The following is a 19,608-nucleotide window of genomic DNA, read 5'->3' as shown; positions in this document are numbered from 1 at the left end:
CGTCGGCCCAACCGTGGAAGGGGACAGCCCGACGATGCGACAGGTACGTGAGGGGACGGCGTCCCTCCTGGGATTGGTGAAGCGGCACCGGGACCCGGTGGTCGTGCAGGCGCTGCGGTCCACCGCCGCGGCGACGGTGGCGTATGTCATCGCGCTGCGGCTCAGCCCCGAGGCGGCACCGCTCACGGCCCCGCTGACCGCGCTGCTGGTCGTGCAGGTCACCCTCTACTCCACGCTCACCACCGGGATCCGCCGGGTGAACTCGGTGGTCGCGGGTGTCCTCGTCGCCATCGCGTTCAGTCTGCTGGTGGGGCTGACCTGGTGGAGCCTGGCGCTGCTGATCGTGGCGTCGCTGGCCGTGGGGCATCTGGTGCGGGTCGACGAGTTCGTGCCCGAGGTGGCGATCAGCGCGATGCTCGTGCTCGGCGTCACCACGGTCGGGGACACGGCGTGGGCGCGGATCCTGGAGACGCTGATCGGCGCGGTGGTCGGCCTGGGCTGCAATCTGCTGCTCGCCCCTCCGGTGTGGGTGGGCGAGGCCGGGGAGTCCATCGAGGGGCTGGCCCGCCGGGTCCGGCAGCTGATGCTGAACATGGGCGAGGAGGCGGCGGGGCGCACGCCCGTCGAGCACGCGACCGAGCGTCTGCACGAGGCGCGCCGGCTCGACCACGACATCGTCGAGGTGGACGCGGCCCTGCGGCAGGCCGAGGACAGTCTGCGGCTCAATCCCCGGGTCCGCGAGGGCCTGCTGCACCGGGTGGTGCTGCGGACCGGACTGGACACGCTGGAGATCTGCACGGTGGTGCTGCGGGTGCTGGCGCGGACCTTCACCGACCTGGCCAAGCAGCGCGACGCGGAGCCGTTGTTCGCCGCGGGGACCGGGGCCGTCGTGGAGCGGCTGCTGTCGGAGATCGCCGACGCGATCGTCAGTTTCGCGGTGCTGGTCACCACGCATGTGAGCGAGAACGCCGACGCGGCCGAGGCCCGGCTGACCGCGGAGCTGCGGCAGGCCGCGGCGACCCGCGACAAGCTGGCCCAGTTGCTTCTGGAGGAGGTCCAGCGCGACGCGCGCCAGTGGCAGTTGCAGGGTGCCGTGCTGACGGAGGTCAACCGCATCCTGGACGAGCTCGACACCGAGCACCGCTCGCAGCGGCTGCTGGAGGAACTGGACCGTACCGCGCGCGAGCAGCGTGAGCGGATGCCTCGCCTGACCCGGTTGCGGGAGAGCCTGAGGGTTCCCGAGCCGCTGCGGCGGAACCGTGCGGACGCCGGCCGACGTTGAAGGTGACGAAGGCACCTGAGGGCAGCCCGCCTCCGGGACCGGGATGAAGGGGGCGTACCGATGACCGACGCCGGTGTGCGGATCGACGGGAACACACTGCGGTTGCCGGGCGGGGTGGCCGTCCGGTTCGTCCGCACCCTGCGCCTGCCCGAGACGGGCACGCATCCGCTGCCGCCGGGGCTCGGCGAGTTCCCGGTGCGCAGGGTCTCCGACTACGGCGACCGGGTCCCCGAGGCGTGGCGGGCGCGCGGCGGGGTGATGCTGCCGGTGTATCTGCGCGAGGCGATGTGGCTGAGCTTCGCCGGGACGACCGAGCCGGCCGCGCTCCAGGTCGGGGTGGGCAAGGTGTGCGCGGTCTCGGGCCGGCCGTGGAGCGACCGGCTCTCCCGCGATCCGCAGAACTACCTGGTGCTGCCGCGTCAGCCGTGGCTGGACGGCATCAACTCCGGGAAGGGCACGGTCCGCCAGTTCGTGGCCGTGCCCCTGGGCCTCGGCGCGACGGTGGAGGGCCAGGTCACGGGTGAGGAGACCTGGGGCGGCGTCCAGTTGCAGACGTTCCCGCTGAACGCGCGGGAGCTGGCCCGGTGGCAGGAGGAGGAGCGGCGCCGGGCGGAGCGCACCAGGGCCTTCCCGCAGGCCGCCGGTTACGGGGCCGCGATGCCGATGGCGGCGTCGGCGCCCGCGGCCCGGGCGGCCGCACCCCGGAAGGCCGCCGCTATGGGGCTCGGTGTCGGCGGCTCGATGCGCCAGGAGGTCTACCAGGACGACCGTCCCCTGAAGGACTGGTCGGACGAGCCCGCCGGCCGGGTCTTCGTCCACCTGGTGACGCCTCCGGAGTGGCGCCGCATCACCGGCGAGGCTCCCCCGCCCTCGCCGGTGGACCGCGCGGCCTACACCCGGGCGGGACTCCCCTGGTTCGACTACTACGACCAGGACGCGGAGGATCTGGCGCCCACGGACACCCTCGAGGGCGTCAAGCCGGTCGGCGACTGGATCGGCGACGACCACGAGCCCTGGCAGGAGCCCGCGCCGCAGCAGGTGAAGCCGCTCAAGGACGCACCGGGCAAGCCGGTGGAGGACGGCGACTGGTAACCCCGGAGCGTTGCACGTCACGCAACGCGCGGTGCCGCCCTTGCACGCCCCGGGTGATCCACGCCAAGGTGGCCTTCGCGAACGCGACGAGTGACGACTTGAGGGGCGACATGGGCACAGGTGGCTGGAGCAGGCGCCGGTTCGTCGGCGCGCTCACCGGGACGGCCGCCGCGGCCGCGCTCCCGGCATGCGACGACGCGTCGACACCGACCGGGGCGTCGACACCGTCGGCGGGCTCGGCGTCGGCGACGGCCCCCGCGCCGAACGAGCACCCGCAGACCGAGAGCCGGGAGCCCTCCGGGGCGCACCCTCTCTACCTCGGCACCTACACCTCCGCCGAGGGCGGCGGCGAGGGCATCGGCCTCGCCGCCTACGACGCCGCCACCGGCCGTGTCACCGACCGCGGACTGCTGGCGGAGACCGACAACCCCTCGTTCCTCGCCCTGCACCCGGACGGCCGGACGCTGTACGCCGTCAACGAGCAGGAGGACGGCGGCGTGACCGCGGTACGGCTCGCCGACCGGCGCGTGCTCGGTACCCGCGGTTCAGGAGGCGCCGGGCCCTGTCACCTCTCCGTGCACCCGGGCGGGCGGTGGCTGCTGAGCGCCAACTACACCTCCGGCAGTGTGGCCGTGCACCCCATCGCCGCCTCGGGCGCGCTCGGGGAGCACACCGACGTGGTCACGCACTCCAGCCCGCCGCCCGGCCCGGACTCCCAGCGCCAGGACGGTCCGCACGCGCACCAGATCGTCACCAGCCCCGACGGCGCCCATGTGCTCGCCGTCGACCTGGGCACGGACACCGTCTACACCTACCGTCTCGACCAGGCGAAGGGCACGCTCACCGAGGTCTCCCGGGCGTCGGCGAAGCCGGGCGCGGGACCGCGCCATCTGGCCTTCCACCCGGGCGGCCGGTACGCCTACCTGGCCAACGAGCTCGACAACACGATCACGGTGTGTGCCTACGATCCGGCCACCGGCCGTCTCACGATCGGCGACCCGCAGCCGACCGGCACGGGTGACGTCACCAGCTATCCGTCGGAGATCCTGGTGACCGCCGACGGCGCGTACGTCTACTTCGCCAACCGCGGGCACAACAGCCTGACGCGGTACGCCGTCGAGGCGAAGGGCGCCCGGGTCCGGCTCCTGGACACCGTGCCGGTGGAGGGCGACTGGCCGCGGCACACCGCGTTCTCCCCCGACGGAAGACTGCTGTTCGTGTCGAACCAGAACTCGAGCTCGGTCACCGTCTTCCACGTCGACCGGGCCGGCGGCGAACTGCGGCCGGCGGGCGAGCCGTTCGCGTCACCGGTCGCCGTCTGTGCGCTGCCGCTGTAGTGCCCGCGGGCAGGACGCGGCACTGGCCTGGGTGAGCAGGACGTGCATGCGCTCGGTGAGCTGACCGACGTCGTCGGCGGGGCGGTGGAAGGCCAGACGTACGTCGCCGTGGGCCCGGGCGCGCTCGATGCGCAGTGTGAGCCCGTGCCGGTCGACGCAGAGCGGCTGGACGCGGACCGCGCCGTGCAGGCTGTCGGAGTCGACGAGGCGGGTGAGCCGCTCGACCGCGTCGGCGTGGCAGTCGGCCAGGTGCGTGAGCAGGCCGGCCTCGGCCGTGGCCAGCGGGTCGGGCGTGGCGGCGGCGAAGTCGTCGAGGCCGACGACGACCGCGCCGGACGGCTCGCGCAGCACCACCCGGGTGGGCCGGAACACCAGGTGTCCCTCCTCGTCCGGGGTGAACCAGCCGGCCATCCACAGCCGGGCCCGGATGCGGCTGCGTACGGGGACGGGCGCGACGTCGGCGAACTCCACGACGGCGGACGGCTCGCCGCGGGGAGCGCAGACGGCGGCGGCGAGCAGGGTGCTCTCCTCGGGTACGTGCAGGAGCACCCGGCCGTCGTCGGTCACGGAGTGCGCACCGACGAACTCCTCGCGGCCGCCCTCCGCGGTCACCGCGCAGGACCACGCGGCGGCGAGCACCGATCGGGCCCGTTCCGCCGCGGAAGGCGCGGCTGCCCAGCTTTGGCTGTCACCCATCCCAGAACCTCCTAAGGTAAGCCTTGCCTAACTTATCGAAGATCCGGTGCGAAGCCAACCATGCCGTGACCATGGAACGGCGGGAACGGAACATCGGCCGCCGGGGCGCGCTCCCCTCGCGGGCGCCTCCCCCACCTGTCCGCGCCCTTCTCAGGGAGCGATGACCCCCAGCAGCGCCCGGGCGCACAGGTCACGCACCTGCTCGCGCGAGAGGGGCGAGCCCCGCAGCCATTCCAGGCAGACGGCGGTGACGAAGGCGAGCCAGCCGCGCACGGCGAGCCGCAGGTCGGGACGGGTCTCCACCGACGGACCCCACTCGGGATCGGCGGCCACCGCGGCGAGGATCTGCCGCTCCTGGGCGGCCAGCGCCCGCTGGTAGACCCTGCGTACCACCTGGTCGCCCGCCGCGTCGGCCCGGTGGAAGGCGCGATAGCCGTGCGCGTGCGCCTGGACGTACTCCAGGAACGTGTCGAGACCGGCACCGAGTTGTTCGCGCACCGGGATGCCGGGAACGGCCGCCGTCATCCGGAGCATCCGTGCGCTCTCGCGCTCGACCACCGCCGCGAAGAAGTCCCGCTTGGTCGGGAAGTAGTGGTAGAGCAGCCCGCGCGAGACACCGGCGATCTCGGCGACCCGCTCGATCCACACCTCGTCGTAGGGGCTCTCCGAGAACAGTCGCGCGCCCACCGACAGCAGTTGCTCCCTGCGCTCCTCGGTACTGAGCCGACGGCGCGTGCGCCCGCCCCGGTTGGCAGCCATACGCGCACTTTACTTGACGTCGGTTCAACAGCGGGACGAGACTGGAGCACTGTTGAACCCACGTACAACGAGCTCGATCTGCCACAGCACCAAGGGAGTTGACGTGATGGCGGAGACGACCCCGGGGACCGGGCTGCCGAGGGGATTCCGCGGAGCCGAACTGGGCTGGCCGGAGCTGCGGCGCATTCCGCATCCGCCTCGCCGCGTCCCCCTGCTCGGTGACGTGCTCGGTGTCGACCGGCACTCGCCGCTCCAGGACACCGTCCGGCACGCCCGGCGACTGGGCCCGATCTTCCGGCGCAAGGCCTTCGGCCGGGAGTTCGTCTTCACCTGGGGCGCCGATCTGGTGGCCGACCTGGCGGACGAGACACGGTTCGCCAAACACGTCGGGCTCGGGGTGGCCAATCTGCGGCCGGTCGCCGGGGACGGCCTGTTCACGGCGTACAACCACGAGCCCAACTGGCAGCTGGCGCACGACGTCCTGGCCCCCGGCTTCAACCGGGAGGCCATGCAGGGCTACCACGCGATGATGCTGGCGGTGGCCGGTCGGCTCACCGACCACTGGGACCGGGAGCAGGCGGCGGGCCGGACGGTGGACGTGCCCGGCGACATGACCAAGCTGACCCTGGAGACGATCGCGCGCACCGGCTTCGGGCACGACTTCGGCTCCTTCGAACGCACCCGGCCGCACCCCTTCGTCACCGCGATGGTGGGCACGCTCACCTACGCGCAGCGGCTCAACAGCGTGCCCTTCCCGCGGCTGCTGCGCGAGGCCGCCCGCCGCAACGAGGCCGACATCGCCCACCTCAACCGCACGGTCGACGACCTGGTCCGCACCCGGCGGGAGTCCGGCGCCGACGGGGGCGGTGACCTGCTGGACCGGATGCTGGAGACCTCCCACCCGCGGACCGGCGAGCGGCTGTCCGCGGAGAACGTCCGGCGCCAGGTGATCACCTTCCTGGTCGCGGGCCACGAGACCACCTCGGGCGCGCTCTCCTTCGCCCTGCACTACCTCGCCCGCCACCCGGACGTCGCCGCCCGTGCCCGCGCCGAGGTGGACCAGGTCTGGGCGGACACGGCCGAGCCCGGCTACGACCAGGTGGCCAAGCTGCGGTACGTGCGCCGGGTGCTCGACGAGTCGCTGCGGCTGTGGCCGACCGCGCCGGCCTACGCCCGGGAGGCCATCGAGGACACCGTGCTGGCCGGGGTCCATCCGATGCGCCGGGGAGCCTGGACGCTGATCCTGCTGCCGATGCTGCACCGCGATCCGGCTGTGTGGGGCGCCGATGCCGAGCGGTTCGACCCGGACCGCTTCGAGGCGAAGGCCGTACGGTCCCGCCCCGCGCACACCTACAAGCCGTTCGGGACCGGGGCGCGGGCCTGCATCGGGCGGCAGTTCGCGCTGCACGAGGCCACCTTGGTCCTCGGTCTGCTGCTGCGCCGCTACGAGCTGCGGCCCGACCCGGCCTACCGGCTGCGGGTGACCGAGCGGCTCACGCTGATGCCGGCGGGGCTGCGGCTGGGGCTGGAGCGGCGGCCGGTGCCCGTGACGGTCCCGTCCCCGGCCGCCGCCGAGGCGCCCGGGTCACAGCCGCGCTGTCCAGTGCGCCGGGTGGCCGACTGACCCGGGCAGCCGGGTGCCCGGGCCGCCCCTGGCCGCGTTCAGCTGGGGCTGGGTGAGGAAGAGGGCGTCGGTCAGGTCCGCGTCCGTCAGGTCCGCGTCCCGCAGATCGGCGCCGATGAGGTCCGCGCCGCGCAGATCGGCGCCGGTGAGGTCGGCGGCGACGAGAAGGGCGCCCCGCAGACTGGCGCCCCTGAGGTCGGCCCCCTTCAGCCGGGCGCCCATCAGGTCGGCGCCGCGCCGGTTCTTCTTCTTGCCGGGTATCCGCGCCCGGGCCAGCTCGCTGGTCCTCAGCAGCAGTGCGTTGATCCGCTGCCGGTGCGCCCCGACGTCCAAGGCGCCGATCTCCTCCGGGCTCCGCCGGGTCAGCGCCTCGGTCTCGTCCAGGGCCCGGCGCAGCTCGGGGTGGACCGGGCGGGCCGCCGGGAGGGCCAGGGCCTCGGTGAGGTACCGGAGCAGTTCGTGGAGTTGGCGGACGACCGGGAAGACCTCCATCATCCGCCGGGCGTGCTCGCGCCCGCCGGTGCGCCAGTCCCGGCCGCCGAAGGTGATCTGCGAGACCTTCTGCCCGGCGCCGAAGCAGTCGTAGACCGTGCAGCCGCTGAAGCCCTTGTCCCGGAGTTCGGCGTGGATGCCGCAGCGGTGGTCGCCCCGGAGGTTGGGGCAGGGCCGTCCGGCCTCCTTGTCGATCGCGAAGTCCGTGGAGGCGGCGAAGGGCAGCGCGACGCAGCACAGGCCGAAGCACTGCCCGCAGTCGCCGCGCAGGTCGGAGCGGTCGATCGTGTGGTCTCGCATCCCACCAGCCTACTGACCGACAGGTCATGGCCACGGATCGCCGGCTCCGGAGCGGGAAACTCACCGATGAGTTTCCGTCCGTGTGGGGGTCTCCACACACAACGGAAAACAAGCTCGGCTACCACAGAGACATGGAGCCGAACGAGGCAGGAGTCCCGACCGGACCGAGGAGCCAGACCATGTGCAGCCATCAGCCGCCGTGCCCCACCGCCGACAGCCCTCAGCACCGCAGTGCCGTGATCGTGTCGGCCCATCCCGAACAGGGCTGGAGCCGGCTGTGCAACGGCACCATCGTCTTCGACGACACCGGCGAACTCCTCCCCGACGGCCGGGTCGTGAGCCCGCACCGCAGCCCGGCCGCACTGGTGGTGGCCGCCTGAGCGGCCCTGCCCCTCACGGCACGCGTTCCATGCAGAGCAGCCGGTCCCGCTCGTCCCACGACTCGGTGACGGTGAATCCGAGCCGCTCGTACAGGGCGATCGCGTCCGTCCGCCACTTCCACACCGACAACCGCACCACGCCGACGCCGAGTTCGGCAGCCTGCGCGAGCGCCTCCCGCACCAGGCCGGCCGCCAGGCCCCTCCCCCGGAACGCCGGGTCCACCCAGAGCCGCTTGACCTCGCAGCCTCCCTCGTCGGGGGCGGTCACGACCAGGCAGCCCACCGCGGTGTCCCCGCTCAACGCCAGCAGCAGCACGTCGTCGGCGAACGCCGTCCCCGGGTCCAGGATCTCCGCCCGGTAGCGGTCGGGCAGCTCGTCCACACCGGCGACGGCCTCGCCCTTCTCCGCCTGGGTCCGCAGATGGTAGGCCGCCAGCAACCCGGCCGTTCCGGCCTGGGCGGCAGCGGCCCGGCCCGGGCGGCGGACGACGGTGCACACGCGGTGATCGGTCACGGGGTCAGCATCACCCGACACCCTCCGGCAGGTCCAGGGCGGCGAGCCGCTCGGGGTCGGCCAGGATGTACATCTCGGCGATCCTGCCGTCGGCGACGGTGACGCCCATGACGGACTGGATCCGCCCGTCGACGACGTTGACGAAGCCGGGCTCGCCGTTGACGAGCACCATCCGCGCGTACGGCGCGAACTCCCGGAACAGCATGGCCTGTTCGGCGACCGCCTGAGCGCCGCGCAGCCCCTTCGACGCGGCGGCGCCCACCAGCTTCCCGGAGTCGGCGCGCAGCACGACGTCCGGGTGGAGCACGGAGACCAGCGCCTCGAAGTCCCCCGCCCGGCTGGCGGCGAGGAAGGCGTCGAGGACCTCCCGCCGCCTGCCGGGGTCGGGCTCGCAGGACGGGGTGGCTCCCTGGACGCGGCGCCGGGCGCGGCTGGCCAGTTGGCGGGTCGCGGCCGCACTGCGGTCCACGATCGGCGCGAGGTCGTCGAACGGCACCGCGAACATGTCGTGCAGCACGAACGCGAGCCGCTCGGCGGGCTCCAGCGTCTCCAGGACCACCAGCAGGGCGAGGCCCACCGAGTCGGCGTGGAGGACCTCCTCCTCCGTGTCGATCGACGTCAGGGGCCGGATCACCGGGTCCGGGACGAAGGTGTCGTCCAGGGGGTCCTCACGGCGGGTGGTGCGCGAGCGCAGCATGTCCAGGCAGAGCCGGCCCGTCACGGTGGTCAGCCAGGCGCCCAGGTTCCTGATCTCCGCCACGTCGGTGCGGCTCAGCTTCAGCCAGGCTTCCTGGACGGCGTCCTCCGCCTCGGCGGTCGAGCCGAGCATGCGGTACGCCACCGCCCGCAGATGGCCGCGGTGCTCCTCGAAGCGGTGCGCGAGCAGGTCTGTCTCGTTCATGCCGTCCCCCTGCGGAAAAGGTGTGGATGCTAGCGGGCGAAGACCTCGAACGCGACCGCCGGCGTACCGCCGAACCGCTCCCCGGTCGCGGTCGCGGTGCTCGTCAGGAATCCCCGTGCGTAGGCCTCGGGGTCCTCGTCGGTCAACGCCTCGATGTACGTGCGGTGTTCGAGCAGGGACCGCACCGCACGCTCCAGGCCCGGGCGGGCGTCCACGGCATGGGTGGGTGTGCTGGAGCCGGCGACGGCGACCCAGCGCACACCGTCCCAGGGCTCCAGGCCCCGCTCGGCCAGGTCGGGGAAGATCCAGCGGTTGCCCGCGTCCCCGGCGGCGTCCAGGGTGGCGCGCCCCACCGCCACGTGGTCGGGGGTGTTCCAGGCGACGCCGCCCCAGGTGTCCCGGTGGTTGAGGGTGATCACCAGCTCGGGGCGGTGGCGGCGGATCGCGGCGGCGATGTCCCGGCGCAGCGCGGTGCCGTACTCGATCACGCCGTCGCCGTGGTCGAGGAACTCCACGGCCGACACGCCGACCACCGCCGCACTGGCCCGCTGCTCGCGTTCGCGCAACGGGCCGCACTTGTCCGGCGCCAGCGTGTCGATGCCGGCCTCGCCGCGGGTGGCGAGCACATAGGCGACCTCGCGCCCGGCGTCGGTCCAGGCCGCGATCGCCGCCGAGCAGCCGTACTCGAGGTCGTCGGGGTGGGCCACGACGGCCAGGGCGCGCCGCCAGTCGTCGGGCATGGGTGCGAGGGAAGTGGTCCGCGGCTCGGTCATGGCCGCAGACTAGCCCGGCCCCTCGACGGTCCGCCGTGGGTTCATGCCTCGTCGCGGGTCAGTGCCAGCAGCCGGTCCAGTACCCGGGGGCCGCTCGCGCGGACCCCGTCGTGCTCGAACTCGTCGGTGACCCAGGTGCGCAGGCCGCGGATGGCGCGGGCGGTCTCCAGGGAGTGACCCGCGTCGACGTACATGTCGTCGTGGTAGACGGCCGCCGCCACCGGGACCTCGTTGGCGGCGAGGCGGGCGCGGTCGTACAGGGGTCGCCAGTCGGTGCGGGCGGCGAGCAGGTCGGCGGTCTCGCGCAGCGGGCGCAGTGCCGGGTCGCAGTCGAACATCCAGGGGTGGATCGACTCGCCGGTGAACAGCAGCGGTTCGTCGCCCGCGAGGGCCTTGGCGGCGTCGAAGCGCGGGAACTCGGCGCGGACGCGTTCGGCCGACCAGGCGGTGGGGCGGGCGTCCTGGCCGTAGATCGCCTCGTGGACGAGGGCGTACAGCGGGTGGCCCGCGTACGACAGGAGGCCTTGCACCTCTTCCTGGAAGGCGTCGGCGAGGGCCGGGCCCTGCGGGGTGCGGACGAAGGCGTGTTCGAGGAGGAAGTGCAGGCGGTGGCTGCCCTCGCTGCCGCCGAGGAGGATGCCGAGGGACTGGAAGGCCTCGGCGGTGAGCCGGTAGCCGTTGGGCAGCAGGGGCTCGTGCCGCAGCAGGTGCTCGGCGATCCGCCGGGCACGCTCGACGTCCTGCGGGTAGCGGGCGTAGTGCGCGGCGACCTTGCGCTCGATGCGGGGGAAGGCGGCCCGGTAGACGTCGTCGGCGTGGGCGTCGAGGGCGGGCAGACCGCCGGTGATCAGGGCGGCGCGCAGGCCTTCGGGGGCGGTGGACAGGTAGTGCACCGCGCAGAAGCCGCCGAAGCTCTGGCCCAGGACCGTCCAGGGGGCGCCGCCGGTGACCTGCGGGCGGATCGCCTCGCAGTCGCGGACGATCGAGTCGGCGCGGAAGCGGGTGAGGTAGTCGGCCTGGGCGGCGGGGCCGCCGCGCAGCGGGAGCGTCTGGCGGTTGGCGGGCGTGGAGTGGCCGGTGCCGCGCTGGTCCAGGAGCAGGACGCGGAACTCCTTCAGGGCCCGGTCGAGCCAGGCCTGCCGGCCGACGAAACGATTCGCCCCGAAGCCCGGCCCACCCTGGAGGTACAGCAGCCACGGCAGGTCCTGGTGCGCCGTGTCGCTCGCGACGACCTCGCGGGCGTAGAGCTCGATCGACTCCCCCGCCGGGTCGTCGTGGTCGAGCGGCACGGTGAAGCGGCGGTCGGTGAGGACGACGCCGGGCTGGCGGTAGCTGACGGTCAACGGGGCTCCCGGTGCGGACGGACGGCTGGCCGCGTCCCAGTGGACCACATGCCCGGCCACCGGCCGAGCCCGGGGATCACGCGCCGCTGCTGAACCGGCGCTCAGCGCGCCGACAGGCTGGAGCGGCGCACCACCAGTTCGGGCTGGAGCACGACCCGCCGGTGCTCGTGGCGGAGCCCGGTCGTCTCGGCCTCGGTCTCCTCCAGGAGCAGTTCCGCGGCCAGGGCGCCCATGGTGACGGCGGGCTGGCGGACCGAGGTGAGCGGGACGGCCGCGGCGGCGGCGAACTCGATGTCGTCGTAGCCGACGATCGCCAGGTCGTCGGGGACCGTGACGCCGGCCGCGTACATGGCCTGGAGGACACCGAGGGCGAGCAGGTCGTTGGCGCAGAACACGGCGGTCGGGCGGTCGGCGAGGCCGAGCAGCCGGGCGCCGGCGTCCCGTCCCGCGGCCACGTCCAGCCGCTCGGTGGGCAGTTCGCGCAGGTGCTCCGGGCCGAGCCCGGCCTCGGCGAGCGCGTTCAGGGCGCCGGTACGGCGGTCGCGGACCTGGTTGAGTCCGGGCGGGCCGCTGACGTAGGCGATGGAGCGGTGCCCGGCGTCGACGAGATGGCGCACGGCGAGCGCGCCGCCGGCCACGTCGTCGACGGAGACGGAGCACTCGGTGGTGCCCTCGGCGACCCGGTCGACGAGGACGAAGGGGATGCCGTGGCGCCGGAACGTGTCGATGTTGCGTCCGGTGGCGTCGGCCGGGGTCAGCAGCACACCGCGCACCCGCTGCTCGGCGAAGAGCGAGAGGTAGTCGGCCTCCTCGCCCGGGTTCTGGGCGCTGTTGCAGACCATCACGCCGAGTCCGGCCTCGCGCGCGGCCCGCTCGGCACCGCGCGCGACGTCGACGAAGAAGGGGTTGCCCATGTCGAGGACGAGCAGCCCCATGATCCGGCTGCGGCCCGCGCGCAGCTGACGCGCGGACTCGCTGCGGACGTAGCCGAGCCGGTCTATCGCGGACAGCACCCGCGCCCGGGTCTCGGTGGCGACCGTGTCCGGGCGGTTGATGACGTTCGACACCGTGCCGACGGAGACCCCGGCGGCACGGGCGACGTCCTTGATACCCACGGACTGGGCCATCAGACAGGGACCTCCAGGAGGGCGGAAAGCAGCCGGAAGGCCTTCACATTACCGTCATGCCGTCGCGTATCCGCACCGGTCAGGCGGGCAGGGCGAAGTCGACGACATGGAGGGCTGAGGGGGTCGTACCGCTGGACTTCTCCTGGTACATGAACGACAGGACGTTGCCGTCCCTGACCCGCATCTCGTCGATGACGACCTCGCCGAAGGCGTTGAGGCCGCTGCCGTCGAAGAGGATCTTCCAGTCGGTGTACCCGGAGGCCGCGGAGGCGCCGGCGATCCGGCCGAAGGGGAAGATCGCGTAGGCGTTGTTGTACTTGTCCAGGACCAGCTTGGTGCGTTGGCTGGAGTTGAGCGGGACCGGGATCTCGGTCTTCTGCCAGGTGCCCGCGGCGTTCTTGCGGACGTGGAAGGCGCGGCCGTTGGCGGTGCGGTCGGCGACGTAGTTGGTGGTGCACTGACCGAAGCGGCCGGGCACATAGCTGATGATCGCGTGCGGGCGCCCCGCGGAGTCGGTGGCCTGGCTCTCCTGGTTCATCAGGGAGTGGTCGGCGTTGAGCGGGTCGACGACCAGGCCGCCGTCGGTGACGGCCACCTTGTCGGAGGCGCCGGTGGTGCCGACGACGGTGCCGACGTTGTTGCGCCAGGTGCGGCCGCGGTCGTCGGAGTAGACGTAGCCGGTGTCGTGGTTGGAGATGCCGCCGCCGTTGCACATCACGGCGCCGTTCTGCTCGCGCCAGGTGAACAGGGAGTGCAGGCGGCCGTTGACGTCGTAGTCGATGCCGTGCAGGTACATGTTGCGGGCCGTGGAGGAGCCGTGCTCGCTGGTGTAGGTGCCGGTGGAGCTGGACCACTCGCCGAGGTTGGTCCACTTCGTGCCGTCGTACTCGGCGAGCGCGTTGCGGCCGTTGCCGGAGACGGCGACGCGGTAGCTGAGCTGGAGCCTGCCGTCGGGGGTGGAGACGAACTGCGGGTAGGTGAACTGCGAGGTGAGCGCGAGTCCGTCCAGGGTGGACTGGGGTGCGCCGAAGCGGCTGGTGGTCCAGCTCAGGCCTGCGGGGTTGTCCATGAGCCCGGCGACGGACTTGACGTAGGTGAAGCCGTCGCTGTGGGAGTCCATGTTGAGGTGGAGGCGGCCGTCCACCTTGGAGACGCCCATCGATATGACGTTGTGGGAGTCGTTGTAGCGCAGCGTGTGGCCGACCTTGACCGTCGACCAGGTGCTCGCACCGAGGACGCGGCGGCCGACGACGGCGTTGCGGTCGGCGGTGTACCAGGCGGCGTACTGATAGCCCTTGTAGGTCAGCAGGCCGTTCTTCTGGAACGAGTTGTTGTTGACCAGACCGTCGTAGGACACGAAGAAGATCGCCTGGCTGTCGAGCGTGGTGGTGCCGGTACGGGTGACCGAGGGTCCGGGATCGGCGGCCCGCGCGGTCCCGGCGGCGAGGGCGGGGGTCACCACGGCACCGGCGAGGGCGGCGCCCAGCAGCGTACGTCTTTTCATGGATGCGGCTCCTGATGGGGATGTCAGGCGAGATGACGGGGGCGGTCAGGCGGTCTGGGAGGCGGTCAGGCGAGGTGGAACACTTCGGTGAGCGGTTTCATGGCCTCGTCGGGGCGGGCGCCGTCCAGCGCCTCGAAGAACGGGCCCATCTCCTTCTGCCAGCGGGCGTTGACCTCGGTGGCTTCCATGCCGGCCTTGGCGGCCTCGAAGTCCTCGGTCTCCAGGTAGCCGACGAGCAGGCCGTCGTCGCGCAGGAAGAGCGAGTAGTTGTGCCAGCCGGTGGCCGAGAGTGCTTCGAGCATCTCCGGCCACACGGCCGCGTGGCGTTCGCGGTACTCGGCGAGCTTGTCCTGACGGACCTTGAGCAGGAAGCAGACGCGCTGCATGAAGTACCGCTCCTTCACTGGGGGATCAGAAGGGGGATCAGAAGTTGAACTGGTCGATGTTCTTCGCGTCGAACACGGTCGGCTTGCCGAGGCTGATCACGCCGTCCTTGCCGATGGTGTACGTGGTGCCGCCGGCCTTGAAGGTCTCGCCCTCCTTGCCGGTGATCTGGCCCGAGACCAGCGCCACGGCGGCCTGCGCGGCCAGCGCGCCGAGCTTCGCCGGGTCCCACAGCTCGAACGCCTCGACCGTGCCGTTCTTGACGTACTTGCGCATGTCGTTCGGGGTGCCGAGGCCGGTCAGCTTGACCTTGCCCTTGTACTTGGAGCCCGACAGGTACTGGGCGGCCGCCTTGATGCCGACGGTGGTCGGGGAGATGATCCCCTTCAGGTTCGGGTACTCCTGGAGCAGGCCCTGGGTCTGCTGGAAGGACTGCTGGGCGTCGTCGTTGCCGTAGGCGACCTTGACGAGCTTGATGTCCTTGTACTTGGGGTCCTTCAGCTCGTCCTTCATGAAGTCGATCCAGACGTTCTGGTTCGTCGCGGTCTGCGCGGCGGACAGGATCGCGATCTCGCCCTTGTAGCCGATCTGCTCGGCGAGCAACTGCACCTCGGTGCGGCCCAGGTCCTCGGCGGAGGCCTGCGAGACGAAGGCGTTGCGGCAGTCGGGCTTGGTGTCGGAGTCGTAGGTGACGACCTTGATGTCGTTCTTCATGGCCTGCTTGAGCGCGGTGCACAGGGCGCCCGGGTCCTGCGCGGAGACGGCCATGGCGTCGACCTGCTGCTGGGTGAGCGTGTTGACGTAGGAGACCTGGCCGGAGGTGTCGGTGGCGCTGGAGGGGCCGACCTCCTTGTACTTCGAGCCCAGCTCCTTCAGGGCCGCCTCGCCGCCCTTGTCGGCGGAGGTGAAGTAGGGGTTGTTGACCTGCTTGGGCAGGAAGCCGACGGTCAGGCCCTTCTTGGTGGCCGCGTTCGGGTCGGCCTTGCCGGCCGAGGCCGCGGAGCCGGTGCTCTCGTTCTCGACGTCCTTCTTGGTGGTGCCGCCGCAGGCGGTGGCGGCCAGGGAGAGGGAGGTGACGGCGGCGAGCGCCACACAGGTACGGCGGAGGGTCGACTTGCGCATGACGGTGATTCCTTTACGAGGGTGAGCTGAGGGACGAGGTCGGAGTCGAGGCGGCTCTGCGGCCCGCCCTCGCGACGGAGATCTGCCGTGCGACCCGGGGGCCGAGCACGGAGACGACGAGCAGAACGCCGGTGACGACGATCTGGGACTGGGCGGAGACGTTCAGGAGGCTCATCACGTTCTGCAGCGCGCCGAGCAGGAAGACTCCCGCGATCGCGCCGCCGAGCGTGCCCTTGCCGCCGTCGAAGTCGATACCGCCGAGCAACACCGCCGCCACGACGGACAGTTCGAGGCCGGTGGCGTTGTCGTAGCGGGCGCTGGCGAAGTGCAGTGCCCAGAAGATGCCGGTGAGGGAGGCCATCAGGCCGGTCACCGTGAACAGGATGAGCTTCTGCCGCTTGACGCGGATGCCGGCGAAGCGCGCGGCCTCCTCGCTGGCGCCTATCGCGAACAGCGACCGCCCGAACGGCGTGGCGTGCAGGGCGACCACGGCGATCGCGAGCAGCACCAGGAAGGGCAGGAACGCCTGCGGGATGAAGGTGTCCCCGATGCGGCCGGAGGCGAAGTCCAGGTACTGGGTGGGGAAGTCGGTCACCGCGTCGGAGCCGAGCACGATCTGCGCGATGCCCCGGTAGGCGGCGAGGGTGCCGATGGTGACGGCGAGGGAGGGCAGGCCGAGCCGGGTGACGAGCAGACCGTTGATCAGGCCGCAGACCACACCGAGCAGCAGGCAGATCGGGATGATCGTCTCGATCGACATGCCCTGGTTCCACAGGTAGCCCATCACCGAGCCGGACAGTCCGGCCGTGGAGGCCACCGACAGGTCGATCTCGCCGGAGACGACCAGGAGGGTCATCGGCAGCGCGATCAGCGCGATGGGCAGGGTGCTGCCGATCAGGAACGACAGGTTCAGGGAGTTGCTGAAGCCGTCCACGAAGGTGAAGGAGAACAGCAGCAGGACGATCAGGAGGGCGCCGACGACCGTGTCCCAGCGGATCGCGCGACTGAGGGACTCAGGCATGGCGAGCGTTCCTCTTCTTCAGGGCCGACGCCACCCGCAGCGCGACCACACGGTCCACGGCGATGGCGAGGATGAGCAGGATGCCGTTGATGGCGAGCACCCACACGGAGCTGACGCCGAGGGCGGGCAGCACGCTGTTGATGGAGGTCAGCAGCAGCGCGCCGAGGGCGGCGCCGTAGACGCTGCCGGAGCCGCCGGTGAAGACCACGCCGCCGACCACGACCGCGCTGACGACGGTGAGTTCGTAGCCGTTGCCGGTGCTGGAGTCGACGTTGCCGAAGCGGGCCAGGTACATGGCGCCCGCGAGGCCGGCGAGGGCTCCGCAGAAGGTGTACGCGGCGAGGATCCGCTTGCGGACCGGGATGCCGGCGAGCCGGGCGGCCTCGGGGTTGGAGCCCAGGGCGTACAGTTCGCGGCCGCTGCCGAAGTGCTTGAGGTAATAGGCGGTCGCCACCAGGACGACGAGGGCGATCAGCGCCAGGTACGGCACGGCCGAGATGCCGCCGGAGCCGAAGTCCACGAATCCGCCGGGGAGATCGGCCGCGGTGATCTGCCGGGAGCCGACCCAGATGGAGTCGATGCCGCGGATGATGTAGAGCGTGCCGAGCGTGACCACCAGGGCCGGCACCTGGCCGAGGCTGACGAGGAGTCCGTTGAGCAGGCCGAAGCCGATGCCGAGCAGGACCGCGAGGATCACGGCCACGACTGGGTTGCCGCCGCCCTGGAGGTAGACGCCGGCGGCGAAGGCGCTGATGCCGAGGGTGGAGCCGACCGACAGGTCGACGTTCCTCGTGATCACCACCAGCGACTGGCCGGTGGCCACCAGGACCAGGATGGTCGCGTTCAGCAGCAGGTCCTTGATGCCCTGTTCGGACAGGAACTCGCTGTTGCCCGCCTGGGTGATGCCGATCATCACCAGGAAGACCAGCAGGATGGCCAGTTCGCGCATCTTGAAGACGCGGTCGACCAGCCGGGTGCCGCTGGACTTGGGCACCTCGGCGACGGGGGTCTCGTTCGGGGTGAGGACCGTCATGCGGCGGCCCTCCCGGTGGCTGCGGCCATCACGGATTCCTCGGTGGCGTCGGAGCGCGGGATCTCGGCGGTCAGGCGGCCCTCGTGCATCACCAGCACGCGGTCGGCCATGCCGAGGATCTCGGGCAGGTCGGAGGAGATCATCAGGACGGCCACCCCGTCGGCGGCCAACTGGCTGAGCAGCCGGTGCACTTCGGCCTTCGTGCCGACGTCGATGCCCCGGGTCGGCTCGTCGACGATCAGCACCTTGGGGCCGGTGGCGAGCCACTTGGCCAGGACGACCTTCTGCTGGTTGCCGCCGGAGAGCGTGTTGACGGTGTCGGCGATCCGGGCGTACTTCACCTGGAGCCTGACCGCCCAGTCGAGGGAGCGGCTGCGCTCGGCGCCGCGGTCCATCAGGCCCGCCTTCACGGTCGTACGCAGACCGGTGAGGCCGATGTTGCGCTCGATGGACATGTCCATCACCAGGCCCTGTGCGCGCCGGTCCTCCGGTACGAGGGCGAGTCCGGCGGCCATCGCGGTGGACGGGGCGCCGTTGGTCAGCTTCCGGCCCTGCACCTCGACCTCACCCGCGTCCCAGCGGTCGATGCCGAAGACGGCCCGGGCGACCTCGGTGCGGCCGGCGCCGACGAGCCCCGCGAGGCCCACGATCTCGCCGTGCCGCACATCGAAGGAGACGTCGGTGAAGACACCCTCCCGGGTCAGCCGCCGCACGCTGAGGGCGACCTCCCCCGGCCTGACGTCCTGCTTCGGGTACAGCTCCTCCAGATCGCGGCCGACCATGCGGCGGACGAGGTCGTCCTCGGTCATGCCGTCCAGGAGCTCGCTGGCGATCCAGGCGCCGTCGCGCAGGGTGGTGACCCGCCGGCAGATCTGGAAGATCTCCTCCAGACGGTGCGAGATGAACAGCACGGCGGCGCCCTGCTCGCGCAGGGCGCGGACGACACCGAAGAGCCGGGCGACCTCACTGCCCGTGAGGGCGGCGGTCGGCTCGTCCATGATCAGGACGCGGGCGTCGAAGGAGAGCGCCTTGGCGATCTCCACGATCTGCTGGTCGGCGATGGACAGACCACGGGCCGGACGGTCCGGGTCGAGTTCGACACCGAGCCGCTGCATCAGCGCCAGCGTCGCGCCATGGGTGGCCTTGTGGTCGATCCGGCCGAGGGCGCGGCGCGGCTGGCGGCCCATGAAGATGTTCTCGGCGATCGACAGGTCGGGAAAGAGCGTGGGCTCCTGGTAGATCACGGCGATGCCGGCGTCGCGGGCGTCGCCGGGGCCGTGGAACTGGACCGGCGCGCCGTCGAGCAGCACCTGACCGGCATCGGGTCGGTGCACCCCTGCAAGGGTCTTGATGAGCGTGGACTTGCCCGCGCCGTTCTCACCGGCGAGGGCGTGGACCTCGCCGGGGAACAGCTCCAGGGACACGTCCCGCAGGGCGCGCACCGCTCCGAAGGACTTCGAGACGTCCTTGAGCGACAACACCGGGGCCGGACCCGCGTCGGACGGGTGGGTCATGAGGGGCTCCTCGACGACGCCTGCGGGAGACCGTCACGGCGTCGTGAAAGGTTTCAACTTGGTTGCCGGGACGTTAGGCGCGTCGGACATGTCACGTCAATGGGTCTCCTCGAAAAAGTTTCGATAGCCAAAGGTCACGGTCAGAGCACAGGAAGCGGGGCCTGCCGTACCCCTTGACACCCCTTCGGGGGAGCCATACCTTCGCGCACTGAATCGATTCACACAGAGGAGCCCCACGTGACCGAGCTCATCGCGGTGAAAGCCGCTCTCCGGACCCAGGCAGTCGAGACGCCGTCGTGGGCGTACGGGAACTCGGGCACGCGGTTCAAGGTGTTCGCCCAGGCGGGTGTCCCCCGCGATCCCTGGGAGAAACTGGCCGACGCGGCGAAAGTGCACGAGTTCACCGGCGT

The 19,608-nt window shown here is 71.7% G+C and carries 19 protein-coding genes and 1 pseudogene; 6 read left to right on the top strand and 14 right to left on the bottom strand.

All coding sequences use genetic code 11. The features are described from left to right. Positions 1–34 precede the first annotated feature (34 nt). The 3 genes from K4B79_RS07250 (at position 35) to K4B79_RS07240 (ending at position 3,711) form a co-directional block, all read left to right on the top strand. Positions 35–1,282, top strand: a complete 1,248-nt coding sequence (locus tag K4B79_RS07250; RefSeq protein WP_232025464.1) for an aromatic acid exporter family protein — start codon at positions 35–37, stop codon at positions 1,280–1,282. 60 nt (positions 1,283–1,342) lie between these two features. Further along, positions 1,343–2,374, top strand: a complete 1,032-nt coding sequence (locus K4B79_RS07245) for a hypothetical protein (protein WP_232025463.1) — start codon at positions 1,343–1,345, stop codon at positions 2,372–2,374. 110 nt (positions 2,375–2,484) lie between these two features. After that, entirely contained in the window at positions 2,485–3,711 is a 1,227-nt protein-coding gene (locus tag K4B79_RS07240; RefSeq protein ID WP_232026212.1) for a lactonase family protein, read from the top strand. On the opposite strand, the gene K4B79_RS07235 is transcribed toward K4B79_RS07240, so the two are convergent. Beyond that, the gene (locus K4B79_RS07235; protein ID WP_232025462.1) at positions 3,679–4,407 is read right to left on the bottom strand and encodes a DUF2470 domain-containing protein; all 729 of its coding nucleotides are present in this window, start codon (positions 4,405–4,407) and stop codon (positions 3,679–3,681) included. The two genes, K4B79_RS07240 and K4B79_RS07235, sit on opposite strands and share 33 nt — an antisense overlap. A 150-nt stretch (positions 4,408–4,557) precedes the next feature. Beyond that, positions 4,558–5,166: a TetR/AcrR family transcriptional regulator gene (locus K4B79_RS07230; RefSeq protein WP_232025461.1), complete on the bottom strand. Its 609-nt coding sequence runs from the start codon at positions 5,164–5,166 to the stop codon at positions 4,558–4,560. Between the two features lie 106 nt (positions 5,167–5,272). Between K4B79_RS07230 and K4B79_RS07225 the strand changes: the two genes are divergently transcribed. Further along, a complete protein-coding gene (locus K4B79_RS07225) occupies positions 5,273–6,790 on the top strand; it encodes a cytochrome P450 (protein ID WP_232025460.1) in 1,518 nt (505 codons plus the stop codon). On the opposite strand, the gene K4B79_RS07220 is transcribed toward K4B79_RS07225, so the two are convergent. Beyond that, positions 6,752–7,582 (bottom strand): pentapeptide repeat-containing protein, encoded by an 831-nt coding sequence (locus tag K4B79_RS07220; protein ID WP_232025459.1) that lies wholly within the window; start codon positions 7,580–7,582, stop codon positions 6,752–6,754. The genes K4B79_RS07225 and K4B79_RS07220 overlap by 39 nt on opposite strands. Before the next feature lie 179 nt (positions 7,583–7,761). Between K4B79_RS07220 and K4B79_RS07215 the strand changes: the two genes are divergently transcribed. Further along, entirely contained in the window at positions 7,762–7,962 is a 201-nt protein-coding gene (locus K4B79_RS07215; protein ID WP_232025458.1) for a DUF5999 family protein, read from the top strand. A gap of 13 nt (positions 7,963–7,975) precedes the next feature. Here the strand turns inward: K4B79_RS07215 and K4B79_RS07210 are convergent, their stop codons facing one another. The 11 genes from K4B79_RS07210 to K4B79_RS07160 all read right to left on the bottom strand — a co-directional run bounded on the left by K4B79_RS07210 (position 7,976) and on the right by K4B79_RS07160 (position 19,198). Further along, on the bottom strand, positions 7,976–8,476 hold the full coding sequence (locus tag K4B79_RS07210; protein ID WP_232025457.1) for a GNAT family N-acetyltransferase: 501 nt from the start codon (positions 8,474–8,476) through the stop codon (positions 7,976–7,978). Between the two features lie 10 nt (positions 8,477–8,486). Next, the gene (gene sigJ, locus K4B79_RS07205) at positions 8,487–9,377 is read right to left on the bottom strand and encodes an RNA polymerase sigma factor SigJ (protein WP_232025456.1); all 891 of its coding nucleotides are present in this window, start codon (positions 9,375–9,377) and stop codon (positions 8,487–8,489) included. A gap of 29 nt (positions 9,378–9,406) precedes the next feature. Further along, entirely contained in the window at positions 9,407–10,150 is a 744-nt protein-coding gene (locus K4B79_RS07200) for a PIG-L deacetylase family protein (RefSeq protein WP_232025455.1), read from the bottom strand. Positions 10,151–10,191: 41 nt separating this feature from the next. After that, positions 10,192–11,493 carry an alpha/beta fold hydrolase gene (locus K4B79_RS07195; protein ID WP_232025454.1) on the bottom strand — a complete coding sequence of 434 codons (1,302 nt, stop codon included), beginning with the start codon at positions 11,491–11,493 and terminating at the stop codon, positions 10,192–10,194. A 101-nt stretch (positions 11,494–11,594) separates the two neighbouring features. After that, on the bottom strand, positions 11,595–12,620 hold the full coding sequence (locus K4B79_RS07190) for a LacI family DNA-binding transcriptional regulator (RefSeq protein WP_232025453.1): 1,026 nt from the start codon (positions 12,618–12,620) through the stop codon (positions 11,595–11,597). A gap of 79 nt (positions 12,621–12,699) precedes the next feature. Further along, complete coding sequence (locus K4B79_RS07185) at positions 12,700–14,124, bottom strand: BNR repeat-containing protein (RefSeq protein WP_232025452.1); 1,425 nt, start codon at positions 14,122–14,124, stop codon at positions 12,700–12,702. Positions 14,125–14,189: 65 nt separating this feature from the next. Next, positions 14,190–14,510, bottom strand: a complete 321-nt coding sequence (locus K4B79_RS07180; RefSeq protein ID WP_232025451.1) for an L-rhamnose mutarotase — start codon at positions 14,508–14,510, stop codon at positions 14,190–14,192. A gap of 37 nt (positions 14,511–14,547) precedes the next feature. Continuing rightward, on the bottom strand, positions 14,548–15,630 hold the full coding sequence (gene rhaS, locus K4B79_RS07175) for a rhamnose ABC transporter substrate-binding protein (protein ID WP_232025450.1): 1,083 nt from the start codon (positions 15,628–15,630) through the stop codon (positions 14,548–14,550). A 13-nt stretch (positions 15,631–15,643) separates the two neighbouring features. Next, positions 15,644–16,651 (bottom strand): ABC transporter permease, encoded by a 1,008-nt coding sequence (locus K4B79_RS07170; RefSeq protein WP_232025449.1) that lies wholly within the window; start codon positions 16,649–16,651, stop codon positions 15,644–15,646. After that, positions 16,644–17,684, bottom strand: a complete 1,041-nt coding sequence (locus K4B79_RS07165; protein ID WP_232025448.1) for an ABC transporter permease — start codon at positions 17,682–17,684, stop codon at positions 16,644–16,646. The genes K4B79_RS07170 and K4B79_RS07165 overlap by 8 nt, the downstream gene beginning before the upstream one ends. Beyond that, a complete protein-coding gene (locus K4B79_RS07160; RefSeq protein ID WP_232025447.1) occupies positions 17,681–19,198 on the bottom strand; it encodes a sugar ABC transporter ATP-binding protein in 1,518 nt (505 codons plus the stop codon). Before K4B79_RS07160 ends, K4B79_RS07165 begins: the two co-directional genes overlap by 4 nt. Positions 19,199–19,435: 237 nt before the next feature. On the opposite strand from K4B79_RS07160, the pseudogene K4B79_RS07155 reads away from it, so the two are divergent. Beyond that, positions 19,436–19,608: pseudogene (locus K4B79_RS07155) on the top strand (L-rhamnose isomerase); the annotation flags it as partial.

The sequence above is a fragment of the Streptomyces lincolnensis genome (assembly GCF_021173675.1).
Taxonomy (GTDB): Bacteria; Actinomycetota; Actinomycetes; order Streptomycetales; family Streptomycetaceae; genus Streptomyces; species Streptomyces lincolnensis_B.
This window is presented reverse-complemented; position numbering and strand designations above follow the sequence as displayed.